This window comes from Microcoleus sp. N9_A2 (assembly GCF_036701775.1).
GTDB lineage: Bacteria > Cyanobacteriota > Cyanobacteriia > Cyanobacteriales > Microcoleaceae > Microcoleus.
The window spans coordinates 1-19,002 of record NZ_JAUBRH010000030.1; the positions used below are offsets into that span (position 1 = coordinate 1).

Genomic DNA, 19,002 nt, shown 5'->3' on the forward strand with positions numbered 1-19,002 from the left:
CGAAAAATCTTCTCTTCATCCCTTGGGTTTGTCTTGGCAATTAGAATAACTCCTTCCCCTACTTATTGAGCCGATACGGTGATTTCATAACTTTCAAAACCATATTCTTCTACGTCATCCCAATCATCAACGCAGCCTGCGGTAATGGCTTCTAAAATTACTAAAGCGTTTTTGCCATCTCCTTGTTCGCTGAATTCCTGGGCTTGCTGAATCAATTCTAAAATTTCTTCTGTAATCGGGTCTTCTTCATCATAACCATATTCATACTCGGAATAATTCTCAGCTTGTCGGAAAATGTCTCGTACTTGTCGCCGAAAAGGAGCAGGATCGATCGCACTTTGGCGATGTATTTTCGTCAGTTGGCTTGTCGGAGCAGACACAGCGTTAGAATTAACGTATAGTTTGATCGCACTTATCAGCGACGGTTCGTTGTCCACTAAATGCTCTACTAACTCATAGATTTGGGCGTCGTTGAGGCGAGAAAGCAAGTCTTCCAGCCTCTCGCCCTGTTCAATTTTTTCGGGTTCTCGCAGACACAAAAACAGCGTAGCGATAATGTGTTTGCACCATCCATCGCCATCGTAAGGACAAGTGCATAATACTCCAGATGTTAATCCCGCAGGATTGAACGGCAGGCTAACGCTGTAGGCTTGAGATTGAGAACCGTATACTGTTGCTTGCACCATATTGCCACGGAGAACTGCGTTAGTAACATTTCCACCTAAATAGTAATCTTCGGCTCGGTTGAGCGATCGCTCAGAACTCTTATTCTTGATGATCGTTTCACTAAGTTTGGGAATAGGCATCACACCAGACCTCAGCAATTAAAGGATTAGACTCGATTTTACCCGAAAAATGTCGATTTGTAATGAGGACTAAACTCCTCGGATTTAATTAGGACTAAAGTCCGAACGATCAAATTATGCTGGGAATTGAAGTGGATTTGAAGCCTCAAAGTTTGAATGTTTTGCGCGACGGGCCGACGGAAACCTATCTTTACTATTCTTTAAGGTTAATCTTAATTGAGGAGAAGTAAACATTATGCAATCTACTGTGCAAACAGCAGCGGGCATTAAAACCGAACCCTCAACTGTCAACTGTCAACTGTCAACTGTCAACTGTTTAAGATTCTTTGATATTCTTGAGTTTGGATGCCAGCAATTCGATCGGCAGCGCTAAGATGGTTAAGCACTGTTTTGCACTACTCTCATGTCCCAACGCGCCGAAACCTCAAACAGCCAGCCAAGTGCATCCCGCAACGGGCATAATGTGACGAATTCTCACTCTAACAACCAAAATACGATTCGGGTTCGCGGTGCGAGACAGCACAACCTGAAAAATATCGATCTGGAACTGCCGCGCGATCGCCTGATCGTGTTTACTGGTGTCTCCGGTTCCGGTAAGTCTTCCCTGGCTTTCGATACAATTTTTGCGGAGGGACAGCGCCGCTACGTTGAGTCTCTCAGCGCCTACGCGCGCCAGTTTTTGGGACAGTTGGACAAACCGGATGTGGACGCGATCGAGGGGTTGAGTCCGGCTATTTCGATCGACCAAAAGTCAACTTCTCACAATCCGCGATCGACTGTTGGCACTGTTACAGAAATTTACGATTATCTCAGATTGCTCTACGGCAGAGCTGGCGAACCGCACTGTCCGATTTGCGATCGCTGCATTGCGCCCCAGACAATTGATGAAATGTGCGATCGAGTCATGGCCCTTCCCGACGGCACTCGCTTTCACCTTCTGGCGCCCGTGGTGCGCGGAAAAAAAGGCACTCACCGCAAATTACTGTCTAGTTTAGCTTCCGAAGGATTTATTCGAGTCAAAGTTAACGGAGAAATTTTAGAACTGTCAGAAAATATCGAATTAGATAAAAATCATACGCACAACATCGAGATAGTTGTTGACAGGCTAATTAAAAAACCCGGTTTAGAAGAACGTTTAGTTGATTCTCTGGCTACTTGTTTGCGCCATTCTGAGGGAATTGCGATCGTTGAAGAGTTACCGACTGATGAAAATTCCGAACCACAGGGGCCGATCGTATTTTCCGAAAACTTTGCTTGTCCCGAACACGGCGCGGTAATGGAGGAACTTTCACCCCGGTTATTTTCGTTTAATTCGCCCTACGGCGCGTGCCAAAACTGCCACGGTTTGGGGAGTTTGCGGACTTTTGCGCCGGAGTTGGTAATTCCCGACGCGAAAGCGCCTCTTTATTGTGCGATCGCGCCTTGGTCAGACAAAGACAATTCCTATTATCTCTCTTTGCTTTGCAGTATTGCTGATACTTGTGGGTTTGATATCGACACTCCTTGGTATCGATTAAGGCCCGAACACCAGCGGGTTATTTTGTACGGCAATGAGCAAAAGCGCACCGCAGAAAGTAAAAAGCGCGACGGCACCACCGATTTGAGGAGAGATTTTAATGGCGTAATTTCCATGTTGCAGCGCCAGTACGACGATACTGGTTCCGATCTGATCAAGCAGAAGTTGGAACAGTATCGGGTCGATCGCTCTTGCGAGGTTTGTCACGGCAAACGCTTGAAACCCGAGGCGCTTTCGGTGCGGTTGGGACAGTACGGAATTGTGGATTTAACCAGTATTTCGATTCGCGAATGCCGCGAACGAGTAAATAATTTGGGATTGAGCGATCGGCAATTCCAAATATCCGATTTAGCCCTGAGAGAAATCAAAGCAAGGCTACAATTTTTGCTCGATGTCGGGTTAGATTACCTGACTTTAGACCGCGCAGCAATGACGCTTTCTGGCGGAGAAGCCCAGCGAATTCGGCTGGCGACTCAAATCGGTTCTGGTTTGACGGGTGTTCTCTACGTTTTGGACGAACCGAGCATCGGACTGCACCAAAGAGACAATTTTCGCCTGCTGCAAACCTTAACAAAATTGCGCGATTTAGGCAATACTTTGATTGTCGTAGAACACGATGAAGAAACCATGCGAGCAGCCGACCATATTGTGGATATCGGACCCGGTGCTGGCGTGCACGGCGGCAAAATTATCTCTGAAGGAAGTTTAGAAAATTTGCTGGCCGCTGAGGGATCTTTGACTGGTGCTTATTTGTCGGGAAAGCGAGTAATTGAAACGCCTAATGAAAGGAGAAAAGGCAACGGCAAAGCTCTCTCCATCATAAATGCGACGCGCAACAATTTAAAAAATATCGATGTAGAAATTCCCCTGGGAAAACTCGTCTGCGTGACGGGCGTTTCCGGTTCGGGAAAATCAACTTTAATCAATGAATTGCTGTACCCGTCGCTGCAACATTATATCACCAAAAAAGTGCCTTTACCGCCAGATATGGACGCCCTCAAAACTAAAGGCGAACGCTCTCTAGAGGATGTGGTGGATAAGGTAATTGTCATCGATCAATCTCCCATCGGCCGCACTCCGCGTTCTAATCCCGCTACTTACACGGGAGTCTTTGACGTGATTCGGGATTTGTTTTCCGAAAGCATTGAAGCGAAGGCCAGAGGTTACAAAGCAGGGCAGTTTTCTTTTAACGTCAAAGGGGGAAGGTGCGAAGCTTGCGGCGGCCAAGGGGTGAACGTGATTTCGATGAATTTTCTGCCGGATGTTTACGTGCAGTGTGAGGTTTGCAAGGGTGCACGGTACAACCGGGAAACGCTGCAAGTGAAGTACAAAGGCAAATCGATTTCTGATGTTTTGAACATGACTGTAGAGGAATCTTTGGAGATGTTTAAAAATATTCCTAGGGCGGGCGCCAGACTGCAAACTTTGGTTGATGTTGGTTTGGGTTACATTCAGTTGGGACAGCCGGCGCCGACGCTTTCTGGGGGGGAAGCGCAGCGGGTAAAATTGGCAACGGAACTGTCGCGCCGCGCTACTGGGAAAACGCTTTATTTGATTGATGAACCGACGACTGGTTTGTCGTTTTATGATGTTCACCATTTGTTAAATGTGCTGCAAAGATTGGTGGATAAGGGTAATTCAATTTTGGTAATCGAACACAATTTAGATGTGATTCGGTGCTGCGATTGGGCGATCGATTTGGGCCCGGAAGGAGGAGATAAGGGCGGCGAGATTATTGTGGCGGGAACGCCGGAGGATGTGGCAGAAAATCCGAGGTCTTATACTGGAAAGTATTTGCAAGCTGTTTTGCAGCAGCATCCTTTGGGGAGTGCTGTAGCTGTTAGTTAACTAGCAGGAATTACGCAATTCTCATAATTAGTAAGGTGCGTCAGATATTTAAACCTTCAATAATCGTTTAAGAAACTCATCTGACGCACCCTACAATTAAAATACTATTACAAGTTAGTCTGCTTAGTCGTCAGAGAGTTCTGCTCTGCAATCCGATCGGCTTTGGGACAGAGGTATACTGGTACAAATTAGCCAAACTTCATCAAGGAAAACAATGGGTCAACTATATAACTTTGTATGTCCTGGTTGTGGGTACATAGCAAAAATGGTTTCTGGTGGTCTGGGCTTTGGAATGATCACTGTTGTTAGAACAATGACCTGTGAAGATTGTAAAGCAGTAGTTGACGTTGTGATTGATCGCGATGGCAAAGATGGCCCGACTGGCGATCCTAACTATCATTATCCGAGTATTTGTCGTCAATGTCGGGGATCGCGGTTCTATCCCTGGCCTAGTACACATCCTTGCCCAAAGTGTGATGCCAAGATGATTAAGAATGAAAGACCGACGCTGTGCTGGGATTAGTATTTTGTAGGGTGCGCAATGCGCACCGGCTAATCTTGTAGGGTGCGTCAAAAAGTATTAAAAAGCAAACCAGTACGTATTTCAATGGGTATCAAAGTCAACCGGTGCGCAGTGCACACCCTACAAACTACGATATTTCAAGCATTTTCGGCACTAAAAACCAAACTCAGCACACACGCCAGACAGGGCTAATCTGGCAGTGCCCACCGATACCTATCAAATGTTTCTCAGATTTGAACCCGCAAAAACTGTCATCGAACGTTATGAAATTCGACTAATTATTTACAATCCAACTCGTGAGGCGATCGACCAATGGATAGACTAAACGAATACCGCAAAATTGTTTGTGACTTTCTCGAAGACTTTTCTAAGAATGACGCAAATGCTCAGTTGATCTTCGATTTCGCCCGCGATCGATACCTCGTCATGCACAACGAATGGCGCGACGAATATCGCATCTATGGGTGTGCCATGCAGCTCGATATCATCGAAAATAAAATCTGGATTCAACACAACAGTACGGAAATCTACATCGATCGAGAACTGATTCAACGTGGCGTGTCTCCTCAAGATATCATTCTTGGGTTTCGCTCCCCCAACATCCGAAAACTCCTTGCCACCAACTATTCCTAGAGATAAAGGTTGGGAACAGTTAGATAGATATTTGGCTAGATTGGGACAAGATTCCGGTTGGTTGGTCATTTTCGATCGCCTAGAGAATGCACCCGAACTCGAAGAAGGGTTGAACACTGAGAGTCATACTACTCCAAGGGGGCGATCAATTACACTAATTAGAGGGTGAAATCCTGGTATATTATGTACTAATAGTAGATGCGATATTAACTATCTTGAATTGTGGGAGACATTGCCATATTTTGCGCTTGTTTCTGCATAAATTCAATATCGGACAGCAACCAAGTGCGGGGCCCGCTGCATTGATGAGCAATTAACAGCCCCCACAGTCCTTTGTTTGTTAAAATTGGCACAACTAAATTGGCACGAACTTTCAGGCTACGCAGAAAATCTCGGTGGCATTGGTGAATTTCTTCTACTTCAATATCTGCAATTGCTTTAACTCTGCCCGCTTCGTACAAAGCAGCGTATTCGCCGTTAAAACACTCGTCTGGCCCCGTTGAACCCAAGATTGAGAGTTCGATCGCACTTAACGTCTCGCAAGTCACTTGACCCTGCCACTTTCTGTAAAAATAATAGAGCACCGCGCGATCGCTCTGCAAAACTTCTCGAATGTCGTACAGGCATTTTTCAACTAATACGTCGCGCTTTAGACTATCTGTCAAGCGGTTAACAATGTTTTGCAGGCGATCGCCAGACATGGTATGAACTCCTTCAATTTCTAGTGTACTCGCAAACTATGAATTATTTAACTTGCATCTTCAAAAATTGTCAACTCTTTGAGGTTCTGGATTCTCGCCCGCTCGAAAATAAGTTATTTTGGGCTTGACAGTTCTCGAAACGGAAGTAACATTATACTAATATTTTGACTGAACTCGCAATCCTTTCGGGAAACTGGCCGGACACCTGTTCCACACAGGAATCACCAAATCGCGAAGGGCGATCGGTCATTTTGAAGTCTTCAATTCTTTAATCTGAAATCTCAACTTATTTAACTGCTAAAATCTATCTCTAGCTAGAGGAACTCTCAAATATGCCTGTGCTGAAAGAACCTTGGAAACACGAATTTATTGCGACAAATAACATCAAGCTTCATTATGTCACTCAAGGTTCCGGGCCGCTGATGCTGATGCTGCACGGATTTCCCGAATTTTGGTATTCTTGGCGCCATCAAATCCCGGAATTTGCGTCAGATTATCAAGTTGTCGCTGTGGATCTTAGAGGTTACAACGACAGCGACAAACCGAAGGATAAATCTGCCTACGTGATGGCAGAGTTTGTGCAAGATGTCAAGGGAATTATTCAGGGTTTGGGATACGAAAGTTGCGTTTTAGTCGGTCACGACTGGGGAGGGGCGATCGCCTGGAATTTTGCTTATGTTTATCCCGAAATGGTGGATAAATTAATTGTGATGAATCTACCGCATCCGGCAAAGTTTGCGGAAGGTTTACGCACTCCCCAACAATTGTTGAAAAGTTGGTATATCTTGTTGTTTCAGTTGCCTGTTTTGCCGGAGTTGTTAATTCAGTTAGGCGACTATCAGGCAATTTCTGCTGCTTTGGAAGGTATGGCAGTTGACAAAAGCACCTTTACCCCCTCAGATATCGAAGCTTACAAAGATGCGGCTGCCAAACGCGGCGCTCTGACTGCTACTATCAATTATTACCGCAATATTGCTGGCGGATTTCTCGATCGCCAGAATTGGAGGGTTCTGGAAGTTCCGACGCTGATGATTTGGGGAGAAAATGATGCTGCCCTCGGCAAAGAGTTAACCTATGGAACTGAAGATTACGTGCGGGATTTTCAGATTCAGTACATTCCAAATTGCAGCCACTGGGTGAACCAGGAACAGCCGCAGTTAGTGAATCGCTACATGAGAGATTTTTTGGGAAGTAAGTTCATTTAATCTCATATCCAGTTTGATCGGAATGCTACTGAGCCTGCGAGTAGGACGATCGCGATCTACTCGGAAAATTATTATTCCCATAGCAGCAGAGACATTCACCGACTGCTGATGCCCTCCGTAGTGCGCCCGCTCATTTCGCTGGGGTGAATGCGGTAGATTGCAATTACCTCCGCACGTCCCCAAGAGTCAATCCAAGTGCGATTGATGGCGGGTGAAAGTGTGGGGTTGTGTTCTTTGACCAATTGCATCACGCGATCGATGTCTGACTGTTCCGTGAGGCGTTCTGCTCGCCCGTTGACGACAACGCTGCGCCAGTGTTGGAAATCCCGGACTTCTTCCACTTGCAAGCAGACTTCTGGATTGCTGTCTATATACTTCGTTTTCATCCCGACAGTTGTGAAAATGTATATGTCCGAATCTTGGAGATAATAGTGCATTGGCACAACGTAGGGATGCCCTTCAAATACACAGCCGAGGTGTCCGTGTCCTACTTGCTGTAAAAGTTCTTGTATTTCTTTTGAACTCATTTCATCAATATCTAACATTCTTATGCTCCTTTAAAACTTACTCTAGATAAATCAATCGAGGTTTTAGGTTGCTTCACGAGTGGCGCTTTGGCTCTAATTATTGCGTTTTTGATGCGCCTGTTTTGTGGCTATCAAACAAGTATATAATTACCTTAAACATAACCTGGGTTAGTCACAAATATCATCTACCTTTAGACCGAGATATTTTTTGTTGGAAAATTTGTATGATTTTGGAAATAAACCCTCGGCAATTGCTGAGGGCTTAATGTTTTTATTAAATGGCGATCGTCTAATTAATTAATAAAAGCGTTTTTTCCTAACGCGACTTAAACAAATTTTCAGCCCAGATAAAACCCAAACTCGCTTGATCAGCAGCTTGGGCGTCCATGTTTTCTTGTTACCCGCGAACAAGATGCGATCGTCCCCTGGAATTCTCTGACACTAGATATAATCGGTGCTAAAAAAACATCGCCGCATAACCGCAGCGCCAAATTTAGGGATGGTTCACGCTGCGGTTATGCGGCAAATTCGAGCGTGATGACCCGCCCTGTCTGGCGTGACTGCCAAGCCTGGTCTATAACTCCCTCAAACGCTTGAAATCTCGTAGTTTGTGAGTGCACACTGCCCTCATAGCGTATTGGTGCGATCGTCCGCCTGCATACTCTCACATTATATAATCCCTGAGAAAAAACATCTATGCTCGAAAAAGATGGAAGCTGAAACGATATAATTTTTGACATTGCCAACCTAAGAAAATTCGCAGCGAGCCAATCAAATCTTAGCAGTCAGTTTTTATGACACCAGACATCTCCGCAACGCAGCAGCAAAGAAATCACTGCATAATTGTCTTGGCCCTAATTGGTCTGACGCTGCTGGGACTGGCATTCCGCCTTTATTTGGCGTGGCGCACCAACCAAACTCTCCCCGATACCCTCGCCCGTCTCAGAGGCGACGAACCGGGCTATGAGCGTTTCGCATACGAGTTGCTGAAGGGTCATTTTTTTGAGAGGCCAGGCCGGACACCAGTTTATCCCTTTTTTGTGGCTGGATGCTATGCAATTTTTGGTCGTTCTCCCGCATCTGTAGTCTACGTACAAGCTTTTTTGGGGGCGACAATCATACCGCTAACTTTTATCCTGGCACGGCGTTTTACTGGCGCTCCAAGTTCCTTAGTCGCCGCTGGATTAATTGCGCTGCATCCCTCCCTAATTCTTCATGTCAGGCTGCTGCAAACAGAGGTTTTATATACGCCTTTAATACTTTTAACAGTGCTGGGCTTGCTACGGGCATTAGAACAGCCGCAGTGGCAAAAGTTTTCATTAGCAGGTGCGCTGTTGGCAATTACGAATCTTTGTCGGCCGACAGCGATGTTGTTTCCATTAATTGTGCCACTATTGATGCCGCGTCAATGGTCTTTAAAGCGCAAGATTTCTTGTTTTGTTGCTTATTTGGGCGCAATTATTATCATTACTACACCTTGGACTTACCACAATTATCGAACTCACAAGACTTTTTTGATTTACAGCGTTTCTACGGCGCTGCTGTGGCAAGGAAGTCCAGAGTTTTATCATTTGGCCTACGAACAACTGCCAAAACGCCATATCGTTCAGATTTGGGAGGAAGAACTTAATCCGGATCGGAATGGGGGACACAATGCTTTTACAATTGAGGGCGATCGCTATTTTACCAAACGGGCGATCGCTTCAATCCTCCGCGAGCCTGCTGTCTATCTCTGGTATTGTTTGCAAAAGGCAGTTTTTTTCTGGTTGGGAAACCCTATAAGTGACTGGCCTTATCACGCTATGTTTAATGTGAAGGCAATGCGGCCATTCTTTTCGCCGCAACAGATTGTCGGCATTTTAGCGTCGCGAAATTTTCCTGTATTTGCTGCTTTGGGCATGATAGTTTTGCGGCATCGCTGGCGGGAGTAGTTGCCACTGTTGGCAGTCTGTGGCTATTTTACTTTGATCCATGCCCTCACTTTTACAGAAGTTCGCCACAGCGAGCCACTGCAACCGATTTTGGCGATCGTAATTGCTACGGCCGCTGGGGAACTTCAGCGTCGGTTGAAGTTAATTAGTCAGTAGGTATTAGGCAGTTTGTCATGAGTTAAGCTGTTAGTCATTTAAATTTCTTGCCTGAACCCCTTACAGTAGGGGGTATAGACCACAAATAATGCAGTTTAAATGTGGAACAGCTTATTAACCCAGTGTTCTCAAAAACAATTATTCGGAATTTTACGATCGCCTTTTTAATCGCCCTCATCCTTGAGTTGTTCAGCGGAACGACAATTTTTGCTCAAAACATCGAAACAATTAAATTCTCCGGCACTGCTGCGGGTGTCAGCAGTCGCTACATCGGTGCAGTCGAGGGCAACATCAACTTTGACCTCAAAGATTTGCAAGATTTGGGAATTAATACCTACCGGATTTACGGCGGGATGTCCCGGTGGGAACCGGAAGACGACGATGGTAAATACGGCTGGCCGGAAATCTCCCAAATTAAGACAAATCCAAATATCATTAATTGGGCGCATTGGGATAAAATTATGACCGATCCGCCCAAGGGTAGCAATTATTGGTGGTCGGGAGAACGTGACACAATTTGGCAAGGCAATGCCAGGACTATTTTCAATAGTCTCAAACAAGCAAATATTCGCCCGGTTGTCAGCATTCGCAATCTTGATAATAGCTGGCGGCCGAGTTGGGCGCTGCAACTGAACCCGCCGCGCACAGGAGAAGATTGGAACGAGTGGTGGAAACAGGTTTTTGCTACGGTTTATTGGCTGAATGTTCGCAATGATTACCGCGTTGATGATTGTGAAATTCACAACGAACCGGACAATCGGGATCAGGGTTGGGGCGGGACTAGGGCTGACTATTTTGAATTGGTTAAGGTGGCAAAAGATGCGATCGAATTTGTTTATAAAACTTATTTGCCTTCGCACACTTACCGCATCCACGGCCCGAAAACCGTAGGAGGCAGCAATTGGCCGGCTAGTGCTTTGCAGGAAATACCGAATTATTTCGATACAGTCAATGTCCACAACTACGATGCAGATATTTCTAACTACACCCGCAAAGTGCGCGGCTGGATAACGGTACTGTCCGCGCTAACTCGCAGCTTTGGGTAGGAGAATGGGGAACTTACGAAATTAGCTATGACGATTTATCTTTAGCTTTAAATTTGATTAAGAATTTGATTCGAGGTTCCCAACCGGGGGATAATTGTATTGACGGCGGTCACATATTCTGTTTGTACGACTGGGGAAAGCTGGGACTGGCGGAAGGGTTGCTAGGGGATGGGGGAAAACGGCGCGCAGGCTACTATGCTTTGCGGATGGAAATTCGGGCTTTGCAGGGCGGGAAAGCTACCTTTTTTCCTATCACTAACAGTTCGGATTTAAGGGCAGTTGCAACTCTTGATGCTAGCAAGAATGTTTACTTGCTGGTTGTCAATGACCGAGCAACATCTTACACTGTTAATGCTGATATTTCCGAGCTGATAAATACTGGTAATGGCACGGTGCGGGAGTTCAGTTCTAAAAGAATGGATGAGGTTGTTGGTAGCTTAAGACTCAAGGGCGGAAATGCGAGTTTTGCACTGGCGGGGAACAGCGCTATTCTCATCAAGTTCGATCGCCAGAATTGAAGCTCAAATCCTCTGGGCCATAATTGGGATAAGATAGAATTAGTTATGCTCAGAATTATTTATTTTCTGCCTGTTTGGCCCTGGAACCCTGGAACCATGGAACCCTCGAACCCCTTTGCACAGTTGCCATACCTAAGTCGTCCTGTTGTGATTCCCCTCCTGTCGCTGGTAAATTGGTAGCGTGCAGGTATCTTGCCTCAAACAGAATGCGAGCGAGAGTTCCGTTGAGGGGCAGAAAGTAGGGTGCAGTCTAGACAATCGCAGAAATTCTTGCTCGTAAACCCGCAGTTAGGCTAGGGGAGGAATTGCCGGCCAGCCTTCATGTCCGCCCTCTGGACCGATCACATTGGTTCTGAAAGTCAGAACCCGTCAATTGTCAGGATTGGGCACGGAATTAAGTTTAAATGCCAAGATGCAGGAAGTAGGGGTTGACAAATGCAAGCTAATATGTATACACCTCTATACATCCTTTGTCGTTTTGTATAGAGTCTCTCTTCTGCCAAGTTTCCTCAAAAAGCAGAAAAAGCTAGGGTTAATCACACAGCACAACATTGAGAGGTCGAATCAATGATTTTAAGTTTCAAAACCAGGCTAGAGCCGACTAAAAAACAAACTACCCATTTTCGGAAAGCTTGCGGGGTAGCCCGCCATGCTTACAACTGGGGGAACGAAATTGTATTAAAAGCCTTACAAGATCGAAAAACCGATCCTTCGGTCAAGGTTCCCTCAGCGATAGACTTGCACAAAAAGCTTGTGGCTATTGTCAAGCCAGAGTGTCGGTGGTACTACGAAACGAATAAAAACGTTCCTCAGCAGGCTTTAGCCGAACTGAAAAAAGCTTGGGACAGGTGCTTTAAAAAAGTATCAAAGCAGCCTAGATTTAAGAAAAAAGGGCATCGCGATTCGTTTTACTTGGAGTCGGGTACTCAAGCCAAACCGATGATTAGAAACGACAGCAAGCGGGTTAGACTGCCTTCAATTGGCTGGGTAAGATTGTCTGAAGCTTTGCCCGTAGAAGCCGTTCATAACTGCGTAATTAGCCGTCAAGCCGACGAATGGTTTATCGCTATCAAGGTGGAAGTCCAAAAGCCAGATGTCGCTGACTACCGCCCTTCTGTGGGAGTGGATATCGGCATTAAAGAGCTTGCCGTCACCAGTGATGGTAAGACGTTTGCTAACCCGCAAGCTTACCGCCGTATGAGCGGTAAAATGAAGCGGTTACAGCGTTCTCTGGGTCGAAAAGTTAAAGGCTCTGCCAATCGGACTAAGGCAGTCGGGAAGCTCGCGAAACTTCATCAGAGAATCAGCAATATTCGGAAAGACGCAATCCACAAGTTAACAACTCACTTGGCTAAGAACCACGGCACAGTAAAGATTGAAGACTTGAATATTAAAGCGTTCCTCAAGAATCACAAATTAGCGGGCGCGATCGCTGATTGCGGGATGTATGAGTTTAAGCGGCAACTGGAATACAAAACTGAGAAGTTTTCATCCCAGTTGGTGCTAGTCGAGAGGATGTTCCCAAGCTCCCAGATTTGCTCAAATTGTGGCAACCATCGGCACAAAATGCCTTTAAAGAACCGCGTTTATCAGTGCCCAGAATGCGGTTACACCGGAGACAGGGATTTAAACGCGGCTCGAAATCTTGAACGTTGGTTTGAAGGAATATATATTCCAGAGTGTTCGGATTTGGCGGTGAGTTCCACCGTCTCAGCTTGTGGAGTAGACAAACCCTCCCGTCGTCAGACCGGGGCTACTGTGAAGCAGGAAGTAAGCAGCGATCCTACTTTGGTCGAGCTTTGCTTAGACTTGAGTAGGTTTGTGCAGGTATTACGGAACGGCAAAGCCTCTCAATCAACTTGCTGCCCGCTTTTCGGATTTTTCCAACAAATATCCTCTTATGTCCCCTGATGTTTATTCCCTCCCTCAGTCAGGTCATCAACCGCAATCCCCTCACTGTCAGCCCTGAGACGCCCGTAGAAAAGGCGATCGAGCTGATGAGCAGCACAGGAGCCAGTTACGTCCTCGTGGTAGAACCACGCGGGAATTCTCTATTCGGAAATCCCACCAACGGGACTTCCCCACAATCGCGGGAACAGTCGGGTTTCTACAACGGCATACCGCCTGCGGTACACGCAGGAGGCAACGGGCTGCGTTTCAACGGCTCAAAGGCTCCCTATCCGAGCAGCCAGACAGTGTTGGGGATTTTTACAGCGCGAGATATCGTACAGCTAAATTCGATCGGCGCTGCTTTGAGGGGATTTGCGATCGAGCAAATCATGATCCGAACCGTAACTGTAGCCCGAGAATCGGAAATTCCCGACTTTTTTGCGTTAGCAAATCTGCTGGAGAAAAATCAGATCAGCCATTTGCCCGTCGTCAGCGACACTGAAGAACTTGTCGGTTTAATTAGCTCTCAAAGCTTGGTGCAAATGTTGCAAGGAATTGGGGAATCGACACCAAAAGCAATTAGCAGCGCTTCGCCACCTGCGACTTTCGCGTTCCCTCCGCCGCTGCCAATTCTGCATCAGAAATTAGAGCTACCCGCAAGTTTAATTAAACTTTATCAAATCCCTCAAATAGCAGGTTCGCGAATAATTCATGCTCCTTCTAATTCTTCGGTTCGCTATTTGGCGCAACTGATGTTTAGACACAATGTTAGCTATGTATTAATTACTGAAACCCCGGAACAAAACTCGACTGGTGCGGCTCACAATTCCAAATTTACAAATCCCAACATTCACAAACTGGTTGGGGTGGTAAGTTCGCGGGATATTGTGCAGTTGCAGGCGCTGGGAAGAGACTCTAACAAAATTAAAGCGGGAGCAATTTGCAGCAGTTCGCCGCCGCTGGTGCGATCGCACTCTACCCTCGAAGCAGCCGTCGCGCTGCTGCAAAAACACTACTGCCAGTTGCCTTTATTAGTCATCAACGAAACAAATCACCCGATCGGGATTATCAATCCTAAAACTATCCTTTTACAAGCGCTGGATTCAAAATCTCTGCATTCTGGCTTAATCGCTTTGCAGCGCCAGCTAGAATCTAGCAACGCTCAATACAAAAAACTCTCAGCAGAAATACAGCGGACAGCAGCAAATAGCCACGAGGTGGCTGAAATTTCTCACCACAGTTTCGTAGAGCGGCCAAATCTCCCCCCTGCAGTCAACAATCAGGGGATTTGGGACTGGAATCTCGAAACAGATGAGTTTTTTTATTCGGCGCGGTGGCAAGAAATGCTGGGCTACCAAGAAGGGGAAATCTCGAATCGCCGATCGGAATGGTGGAGTCGCATCCACCGAGATGATATTGACTCGGTAAAGGCAGCTTTAGAAGAACACTTCGCCCAAAAGACACCGGATTTTGCAGCAGAATATCGGATGTACTGTAAAGACGGCAGCACTGTCTGGGTGCTGAACCGAGGTCAAGTTTTACGCAGCGCTACCGGCAAACCGCTGCGGGTAGTAGGAACTCATACAGATATTACTCCAAACAAGCATTTTGCACTCAAAAACCGCGAGCATGATCGAGAACAATTCCATCTATTTGACTCTTTGAAAGCAACAGTAATTTTCCACATAGATGCGGCGGGGATTTGGAAATTTCTCAACCGTGCTTGGACGGAAATTACGAATTTTGAGGTTGCGGAAAGTTTGGAAACTAATTTTTTAGAGTGGGTGCATCCAGATGAGCGCGAGCAATGTGCAAATTTATTGGAGTCTTTGCTGTCGGGGAAGTCGGAATTTGAACGGCGAGAACTGCGATTTAAGTCCAAGTCGGTTTCGGGGAAAAACTCCTTGGGAATTCACAGTAATTCCGGCTTTGTTTCCGTGGAACTATTTGCCCAAGTCCGGCGGAATTCCCAAGGCGAAATAGCGGGAATTTTCGGGACTTTGCACGATGTCTGCAACCGCCTCGATGGAGTTGAGGAACTGCGGGAAAGCGAGCGGGCAATTCGATCGCTCTACGAGGTAATGGTGAGCTCGGAAGGCTCTTTTGACGATCGAACAATCCGGTTGCTGGCAATGGGTTGCAGTCAGTTTGGGATGGATATCGGGCTGTTGGGCAGGGTTTTGGGCGATCGCTACGAAGTGATTGCGGCTTATGTACCGGAAGATTTTCCCTTCGGATTTGCTAAAGGAGACGGTTTTGCTTTGAGCAGAACCTTTGAGCGAGAGGTTTTGCGATCGAGCGAACCTATTTCTGTCGAATCAGCCGGCACTACTCAGTGGCGCAACCACCCCGCTTACAGCGTCCGCAAGTTGGAGGCTTTTGTGGGGACGAGGGTAATGGTCCAAGGGCGAATTTTTGGCACTTTGAGCTTTACTTCTCGCACCACTAAATCTCCTTTTAAACCGCTGAATTTTGAAATTTTAAAGTTGATGGGCAATTACATCGGCGCAGAAATTGCCCGCGAAGAGCGAGAGCGAACTTTGCAACGTCAGTACCAGCGCGTTTTACTACTCAAACAAATTACTCAAAAAGTGCGATCGACCTTAGACACTCAAGAAATTTTTCAAACTACCGCCACCCAAATCGGCCGCGTATTTGGTGTCAATCGCTGTACAATTCACACCTATCTTTCCGAACCTTATCCCCACCTTCCTTGCGTCGCAGAATACTTAGAACCCGGTCACGAATCGGCTTTAGATTTAGAACTTTCTGTCACTTATAACCCCTACACAGAAAAACTCCTCGCTGAGGATATAGCCCTGGCATCTCCCGATGTGTTTGCCGATCCTTTGCTCGAATCTTCGGGGCCGATGTGCCGCCGCATCGGATTAAAATCTATGTTGGCTGTTCGCACTTCCTATCAAGGAAAACCGAATGGAATTATTACTTTGCACCAGTGCGATGCAACTCGCCAGTGGACTCCAGACGAAATTGAACTGTTAGAAGATGTGGCCGCTCAAGTCGGAATTACGTTAGCTCAAGCACAACTTTTAGAAAAGGAAGTTGAGCGACAGCGACAGTTAGCCGAGCAAAATGAAGCTTTGGATCAAGCACGACAAGCGGCGGAAGTTGCTAATAGAGCTAAGAGCGAATTTTTAGCGACTATGAGTCACGAAATCCGCACTCCGATGAATGCGGTCATCGGGATGACGGGCTTGCTGCTGGATATGGAACTAACTCCTGAACAGCGGGATTTTGTGGAGACAATTCGTACCAGCGGCGATGCTTTGCTGACTATTATTAACGATATTCTGGACTTTTCCAAGATTGAATCTGGAAAATTGGATTTGGAACGCAGCCCCTTCGAGCTGCAAAACTGTATAGAAGAATCTCTGGAATTACTGGCTCCAAGAGCCTCAGAAAAAGGTTTAGAGCTGGCTTACTTTATTGATGATTCTGTTCCGAAAAACATTTTAGGAGATGTCACGAGGCTGCGCCAAATTTTGGTAAATCTGCTGGGCAATGCAGTTAAGTTTACAGAATCTGGAGAAATTGTGGTGTGCTGTACGGCTAGGCAAATTGAACAGGTAGCTGCTAACAGTTCGCCGGAAAAAATTAATATTCTAGAGCCACAACCGCTAGCAATTAACCAGGGAGAGGTGGCACGTAGCAGACAATACGAGATTCAATTTGCTGTCCAAGATACGGGAATTGGCATTCCGCCAGACCGGATGGATCGCCTGTTTAAAGCTTTTTCGCAGGTGGATGCTTCGACAACACGACATTACGGCGGGACGGGTTTGGGACTGGCTATCAGCCAGCGTTTGAGCGATATGATGGGCGGTACAATGTGGGTTGTCAGCCAGGTTACTCCGGGAAGTTCTAAGTCTCAACCGGGAGTTTCTGCCGGACAAAGTATCGCTGGAAGGTCGCCAGAAGAATTTACTCCGCCCTTGATATCGGGTTCGGGTTCGATTTTTTATTTCACGGTGACTGCTGAAGCGAATGACATCCGGGCTGAGGAAAAAAGACCCGAATTTGCCGCTGGTAAGCGCTTGTTAATTGTTGAGCATCATGCCATTAACCGGCAAGTTTTGATCCGGCAGGCAGAGTCTTGGGGAATGATACCCGTGGCTGTAACTTCGGGTGCTGAGGCTTTGGAAATCATTAAAGGAAACTCGCCGCTCGATTTAGCTATTTTGGCGATGAATCTACCAGATATGGACGGTGTGGCTTTGGCTGTGGAGATTCGGAAATTTGAGCTGAGCAATTTGTCGGGCGACGACGGTCTAAATCCGAATGTCATCGTTAAAAACACTCGCAAAATAGCACTACCTTTGGTGCTGTTTACTTATTTAAGTAAGGCGGAAGTTTGGAAAAAACTTGAAACTACAGAAGTACATTTTTCTGCTTTTTTAACTAAGCCTTTAAAACAGTCGCAGTTTTATAATGTGTTGCTGCAAGTTTTTGGATATGTTACTGGCAGAAGCGGCAGGGGAGAAGTCTCAAATGTGGTGACTTTGACTTCGGGATTGAAGTATTTTGAAAATTCTCAAGAACAGCACCGCGTGCAGCGGACGCCTGCTGTTTTGAGGCAGGCTGCGGCGAATTCTGGCGGACAGGATGCAGCTAATTCTAGTCAGATTCGGATTTTGCTGGCTGAGGACAATGTGGTGAATCAAAAAGTCGCTACGCATTTACTCGACAGGATAGGATATCGGGCTGATATTGCGGCTAATGGGTTGGAGGTTTTGGAGGCGCTGAAGCGGCAATCTTACGATGTTGTGCTGATGGATGTGCAGATGCCGAACATGGATGGGTTGGAAGCGACGCGCCGCATTTGTCAGGAATGGCCTGCTAACAAGAAGCCGAGAATTATTGCGATGACTGCTAATGCGATGCAGGGCGATCGCGAAAAGTGTCTGGAAGCAGGTATGGACGATTATATTACTAAACCGGTGCGCCGGGAAGAGTTGGCGATCGCCTTGAGCAAGTGCTCACCTCTGATTCGGGATGAATTGGATGCGGTTACTGAGCAAAACAATCAAGATATTTCTGATAAAGTTGACAGTGATGCTGCGGCATCTTCGATCGTTCAACCGGGAGCAAATTCGCCGATCGATTTTCATGTTTTGCAAAGTCTCCGCGAGTTAGACGATGAGGAAGACCCGGATTTTTTGGGGGAGTTGATTCAGATATATTTGTTAGACGCACCGCAGCATTTAGAAACAATTAAAGAGGCTATTTTTCTCGGCGATGCTGATAGTTTGAAGCTGGCTTCTCACACGCTGAAGTCGAGCAGCGCTAATTTAGGAGCGGTGTCTTTTTCGGAAGTTTGCAAGGAGTTGGAGTATATGGGCCGCTTGGCGGTTGAGTCTGGAGGAGAACAGGTTTTTGATGCGAGGACGGCGCGCGATCGGCTGTTGGAAGCCGAAACGGAGTGGGAAAAGGTACGGATGGCGTTTGAGACCGAATTGAAAACGGGGAAGTTGCGATCGCAAATGGGGAATTAGTCATTGGTCATTGGTCATTAGTCATTAGTCATTAGTCATTGGTGATTAGTCCTTAACCAGGATGTTTAATGAATCGCGCTCAATTAGTAATTGAAAATTACCAATTACCAATTACCAATTACCCATTATTCCTAACTAATGACTAATGACAACTGACTAATGACTCTTTACCCAATTCCAAAATAGCTA

General features: G+C 46.3%; 14 protein-coding genes. 11 read left to right on the top strand and 3 right to left on the bottom strand.

Translation table 11 applies throughout. The features are described from left to right. Positions 1 to 62: 62 nt before the first annotated feature. The gene (locus QUA44_RS17670; protein WP_333252867.1) at positions 63 to 806 is read right to left on the bottom strand and encodes a hypothetical protein; all 744 of its coding nucleotides are present in this window, start codon (positions 804 to 806) and stop codon (positions 63 to 65) included. Positions 807 to 1,041: 235 nt separating this feature from the next. On the opposite strand from QUA44_RS17670, the gene QUA44_RS17675 reads away from it, so the two are divergent. The 4 genes from QUA44_RS17675 (at position 1,042) to QUA44_RS17690 (ending at position 5,326) form a co-directional block, all read left to right on the top strand. Then, the gene (locus QUA44_RS17675; RefSeq protein WP_333252865.1) at positions 1,042 to 1,179 is read left to right on the top strand and encodes a hypothetical protein; all 138 of its coding nucleotides are present in this window, start codon (positions 1,042 to 1,044) and stop codon (positions 1,177 to 1,179) included. 30 nt (positions 1,180 to 1,209) lie between these two features. Beyond that, positions 1,210 to 4,170 (top strand): excinuclease ABC subunit UvrA, encoded by a 2,961-nt coding sequence (gene uvrA / locus QUA44_RS17680; RefSeq protein ID WP_333252863.1) that lies wholly within the window; start codon positions 1,210 to 1,212, stop codon positions 4,168 to 4,170. 722 nt (positions 4,171 to 4,892) lie between these two features. Beyond that, on the top strand, positions 4,893 to 5,018 hold the full coding sequence (locus QUA44_RS17685; protein WP_333252861.1) for a hypothetical protein: 126 nt from the start codon (positions 4,893 to 4,895) through the stop codon (positions 5,016 to 5,018). Next, positions 5,006 to 5,326 (top strand): XisI protein, encoded by a 321-nt coding sequence (locus tag QUA44_RS17690; protein WP_333252859.1) that lies wholly within the window; start codon positions 5,006 to 5,008, stop codon positions 5,324 to 5,326. Before QUA44_RS17685 ends, QUA44_RS17690 begins: the two co-directional genes overlap by 13 nt. Before the next feature lie 206 nt (positions 5,327 to 5,532). Here QUA44_RS17690 and QUA44_RS17695 read toward each other — a convergent pair whose 3' ends face one another. Next, a complete protein-coding gene (locus QUA44_RS17695) occupies positions 5,533 to 6,027 on the bottom strand; it encodes a GAF domain-containing protein (RefSeq protein WP_333252856.1) in 495 nt (164 codons plus the stop codon). A gap of 332 nt (positions 6,028 to 6,359) precedes the next feature. Between QUA44_RS17695 and QUA44_RS17700 the strand changes: the two genes are divergently transcribed. Beyond that, a complete protein-coding gene (locus QUA44_RS17700; RefSeq protein WP_333252854.1) occupies positions 6,360 to 7,232 on the top strand; it encodes an alpha/beta hydrolase in 873 nt (290 codons plus the stop codon). A 95-nt stretch (positions 7,233 to 7,327) separates the two neighbouring features. On the opposite strand, the gene QUA44_RS17705 is transcribed toward QUA44_RS17700, so the two are convergent. Beyond that, on the bottom strand, positions 7,328 to 7,777 hold the full coding sequence (locus QUA44_RS17705) for a pyridoxamine 5'-phosphate oxidase family protein (RefSeq protein ID WP_333252852.1): 450 nt from the start codon (positions 7,775 to 7,777) through the stop codon (positions 7,328 to 7,330). Positions 7,778 to 8,553: 776 nt separating this feature from the next. Between QUA44_RS17705 and QUA44_RS17710 the strand changes: the two genes are divergently transcribed. From QUA44_RS17710 to QUA44_RS17735, 6 genes are all read left to right on the top strand, one after another. After that, complete coding sequence (locus QUA44_RS17710; RefSeq protein ID WP_333252850.1) at positions 8,554 to 9,690, top strand: glycosyltransferase family 39 protein; 1,137 nt, start codon at positions 8,554 to 8,556, stop codon at positions 9,688 to 9,690. Then, entirely contained in the window at positions 9,691 to 9,846 is a 156-nt protein-coding gene (locus tag QUA44_RS17715) for a hypothetical protein (RefSeq protein ID WP_333252848.1), read from the top strand. A 101-nt stretch (positions 9,847 to 9,947) separates the two neighbouring features. Beyond that, on the top strand, positions 9,948 to 10,892 hold the full coding sequence (locus tag QUA44_RS17720) for a hypothetical protein (protein WP_333252846.1): 945 nt from the start codon (positions 9,948 to 9,950) through the stop codon (positions 10,890 to 10,892). A 53-nt stretch (positions 10,893 to 10,945) separates the two neighbouring features. Beyond that, complete coding sequence (locus QUA44_RS17725; RefSeq protein ID WP_333309819.1) at positions 10,946 to 11,410, top strand: hypothetical protein; 465 nt, start codon at positions 10,946 to 10,948, stop codon at positions 11,408 to 11,410. Between the two features lie 567 nt (positions 11,411 to 11,977). Beyond that, the gene (locus QUA44_RS17730; protein WP_333252842.1) at positions 11,978 to 13,321 is read left to right on the top strand and encodes an RNA-guided endonuclease TnpB family protein; all 1,344 of its coding nucleotides are present in this window, start codon (positions 11,978 to 11,980) and stop codon (positions 13,319 to 13,321) included. Beyond that, positions 13,321 to 18,813 (top strand): response regulator, encoded by a 5,493-nt coding sequence (locus QUA44_RS17735; RefSeq protein ID WP_333252840.1) that lies wholly within the window; start codon positions 13,321 to 13,323, stop codon positions 18,811 to 18,813. The genes QUA44_RS17730 and QUA44_RS17735 overlap by 1 nt, the downstream gene beginning before the upstream one ends. The last annotated feature ends 189 nt before the right edge of the window (positions 18,814 to 19,002 follow it).

What these genes read in the sequence shown, in the direction of transcription:
- QUA44_RS17730 (WP_333252842.1), top strand. Translation starts at nt 11,978, where the DNA reads ATGATTTTAAGTTTCAAAACCAGGCTAGAGCCGACTAAAAAACAAACT.
- QUA44_RS17710 (WP_333252850.1), top strand. Translation starts at nt 8,554, where the DNA reads ATGACACCAGACATCTCCGCAACGCAGCAGCAAAGAAATCACTGCATA.
- QUA44_RS17670 (WP_333252867.1), bottom strand. Translation starts at nt 806, where the DNA reads ATGCCTATTCCCAAACTTAGTGAAACGATCATCAAGAATAAGAGTTCT.
- uvrA (WP_333252863.1), top strand. Translation starts at nt 1,210, where the DNA reads ATGTCCCAACGCGCCGAAACCTCAAACAGCCAGCCAAGTGCATCCCGC.
- QUA44_RS17735 (WP_333252840.1), top strand. Translation starts at nt 13,321, where the DNA reads ATGTTTATTCCCTCCCTCAGTCAGGTCATCAACCGCAATCCCCTCACT.
- QUA44_RS17700 (WP_333252854.1), top strand. Translation starts at nt 6,360, where the DNA reads ATGCCTGTGCTGAAAGAACCTTGGAAACACGAATTTATTGCGACAAAT.
- QUA44_RS17705 (WP_333252852.1), bottom strand. Translation starts at nt 7,777, where the DNA reads ATGTTAGATATTGATGAAATGAGTTCAAAAGAAATACAAGAACTTTTA.
- QUA44_RS17695 (WP_333252856.1), bottom strand. Translation starts at nt 6,027, where the DNA reads ATGTCTGGCGATCGCCTGCAAAACATTGTTAACCGCTTGACAGATAGT.
- QUA44_RS17690 (WP_333252859.1), top strand. Translation starts at nt 5,006, where the DNA reads ATGGATAGACTAAACGAATACCGCAAAATTGTTTGTGACTTTCTCGAA.
- QUA44_RS17675 (WP_333252865.1), top strand. Translation starts at nt 1,042, where the DNA reads ATGCAATCTACTGTGCAAACAGCAGCGGGCATTAAAACCGAACCCTCA.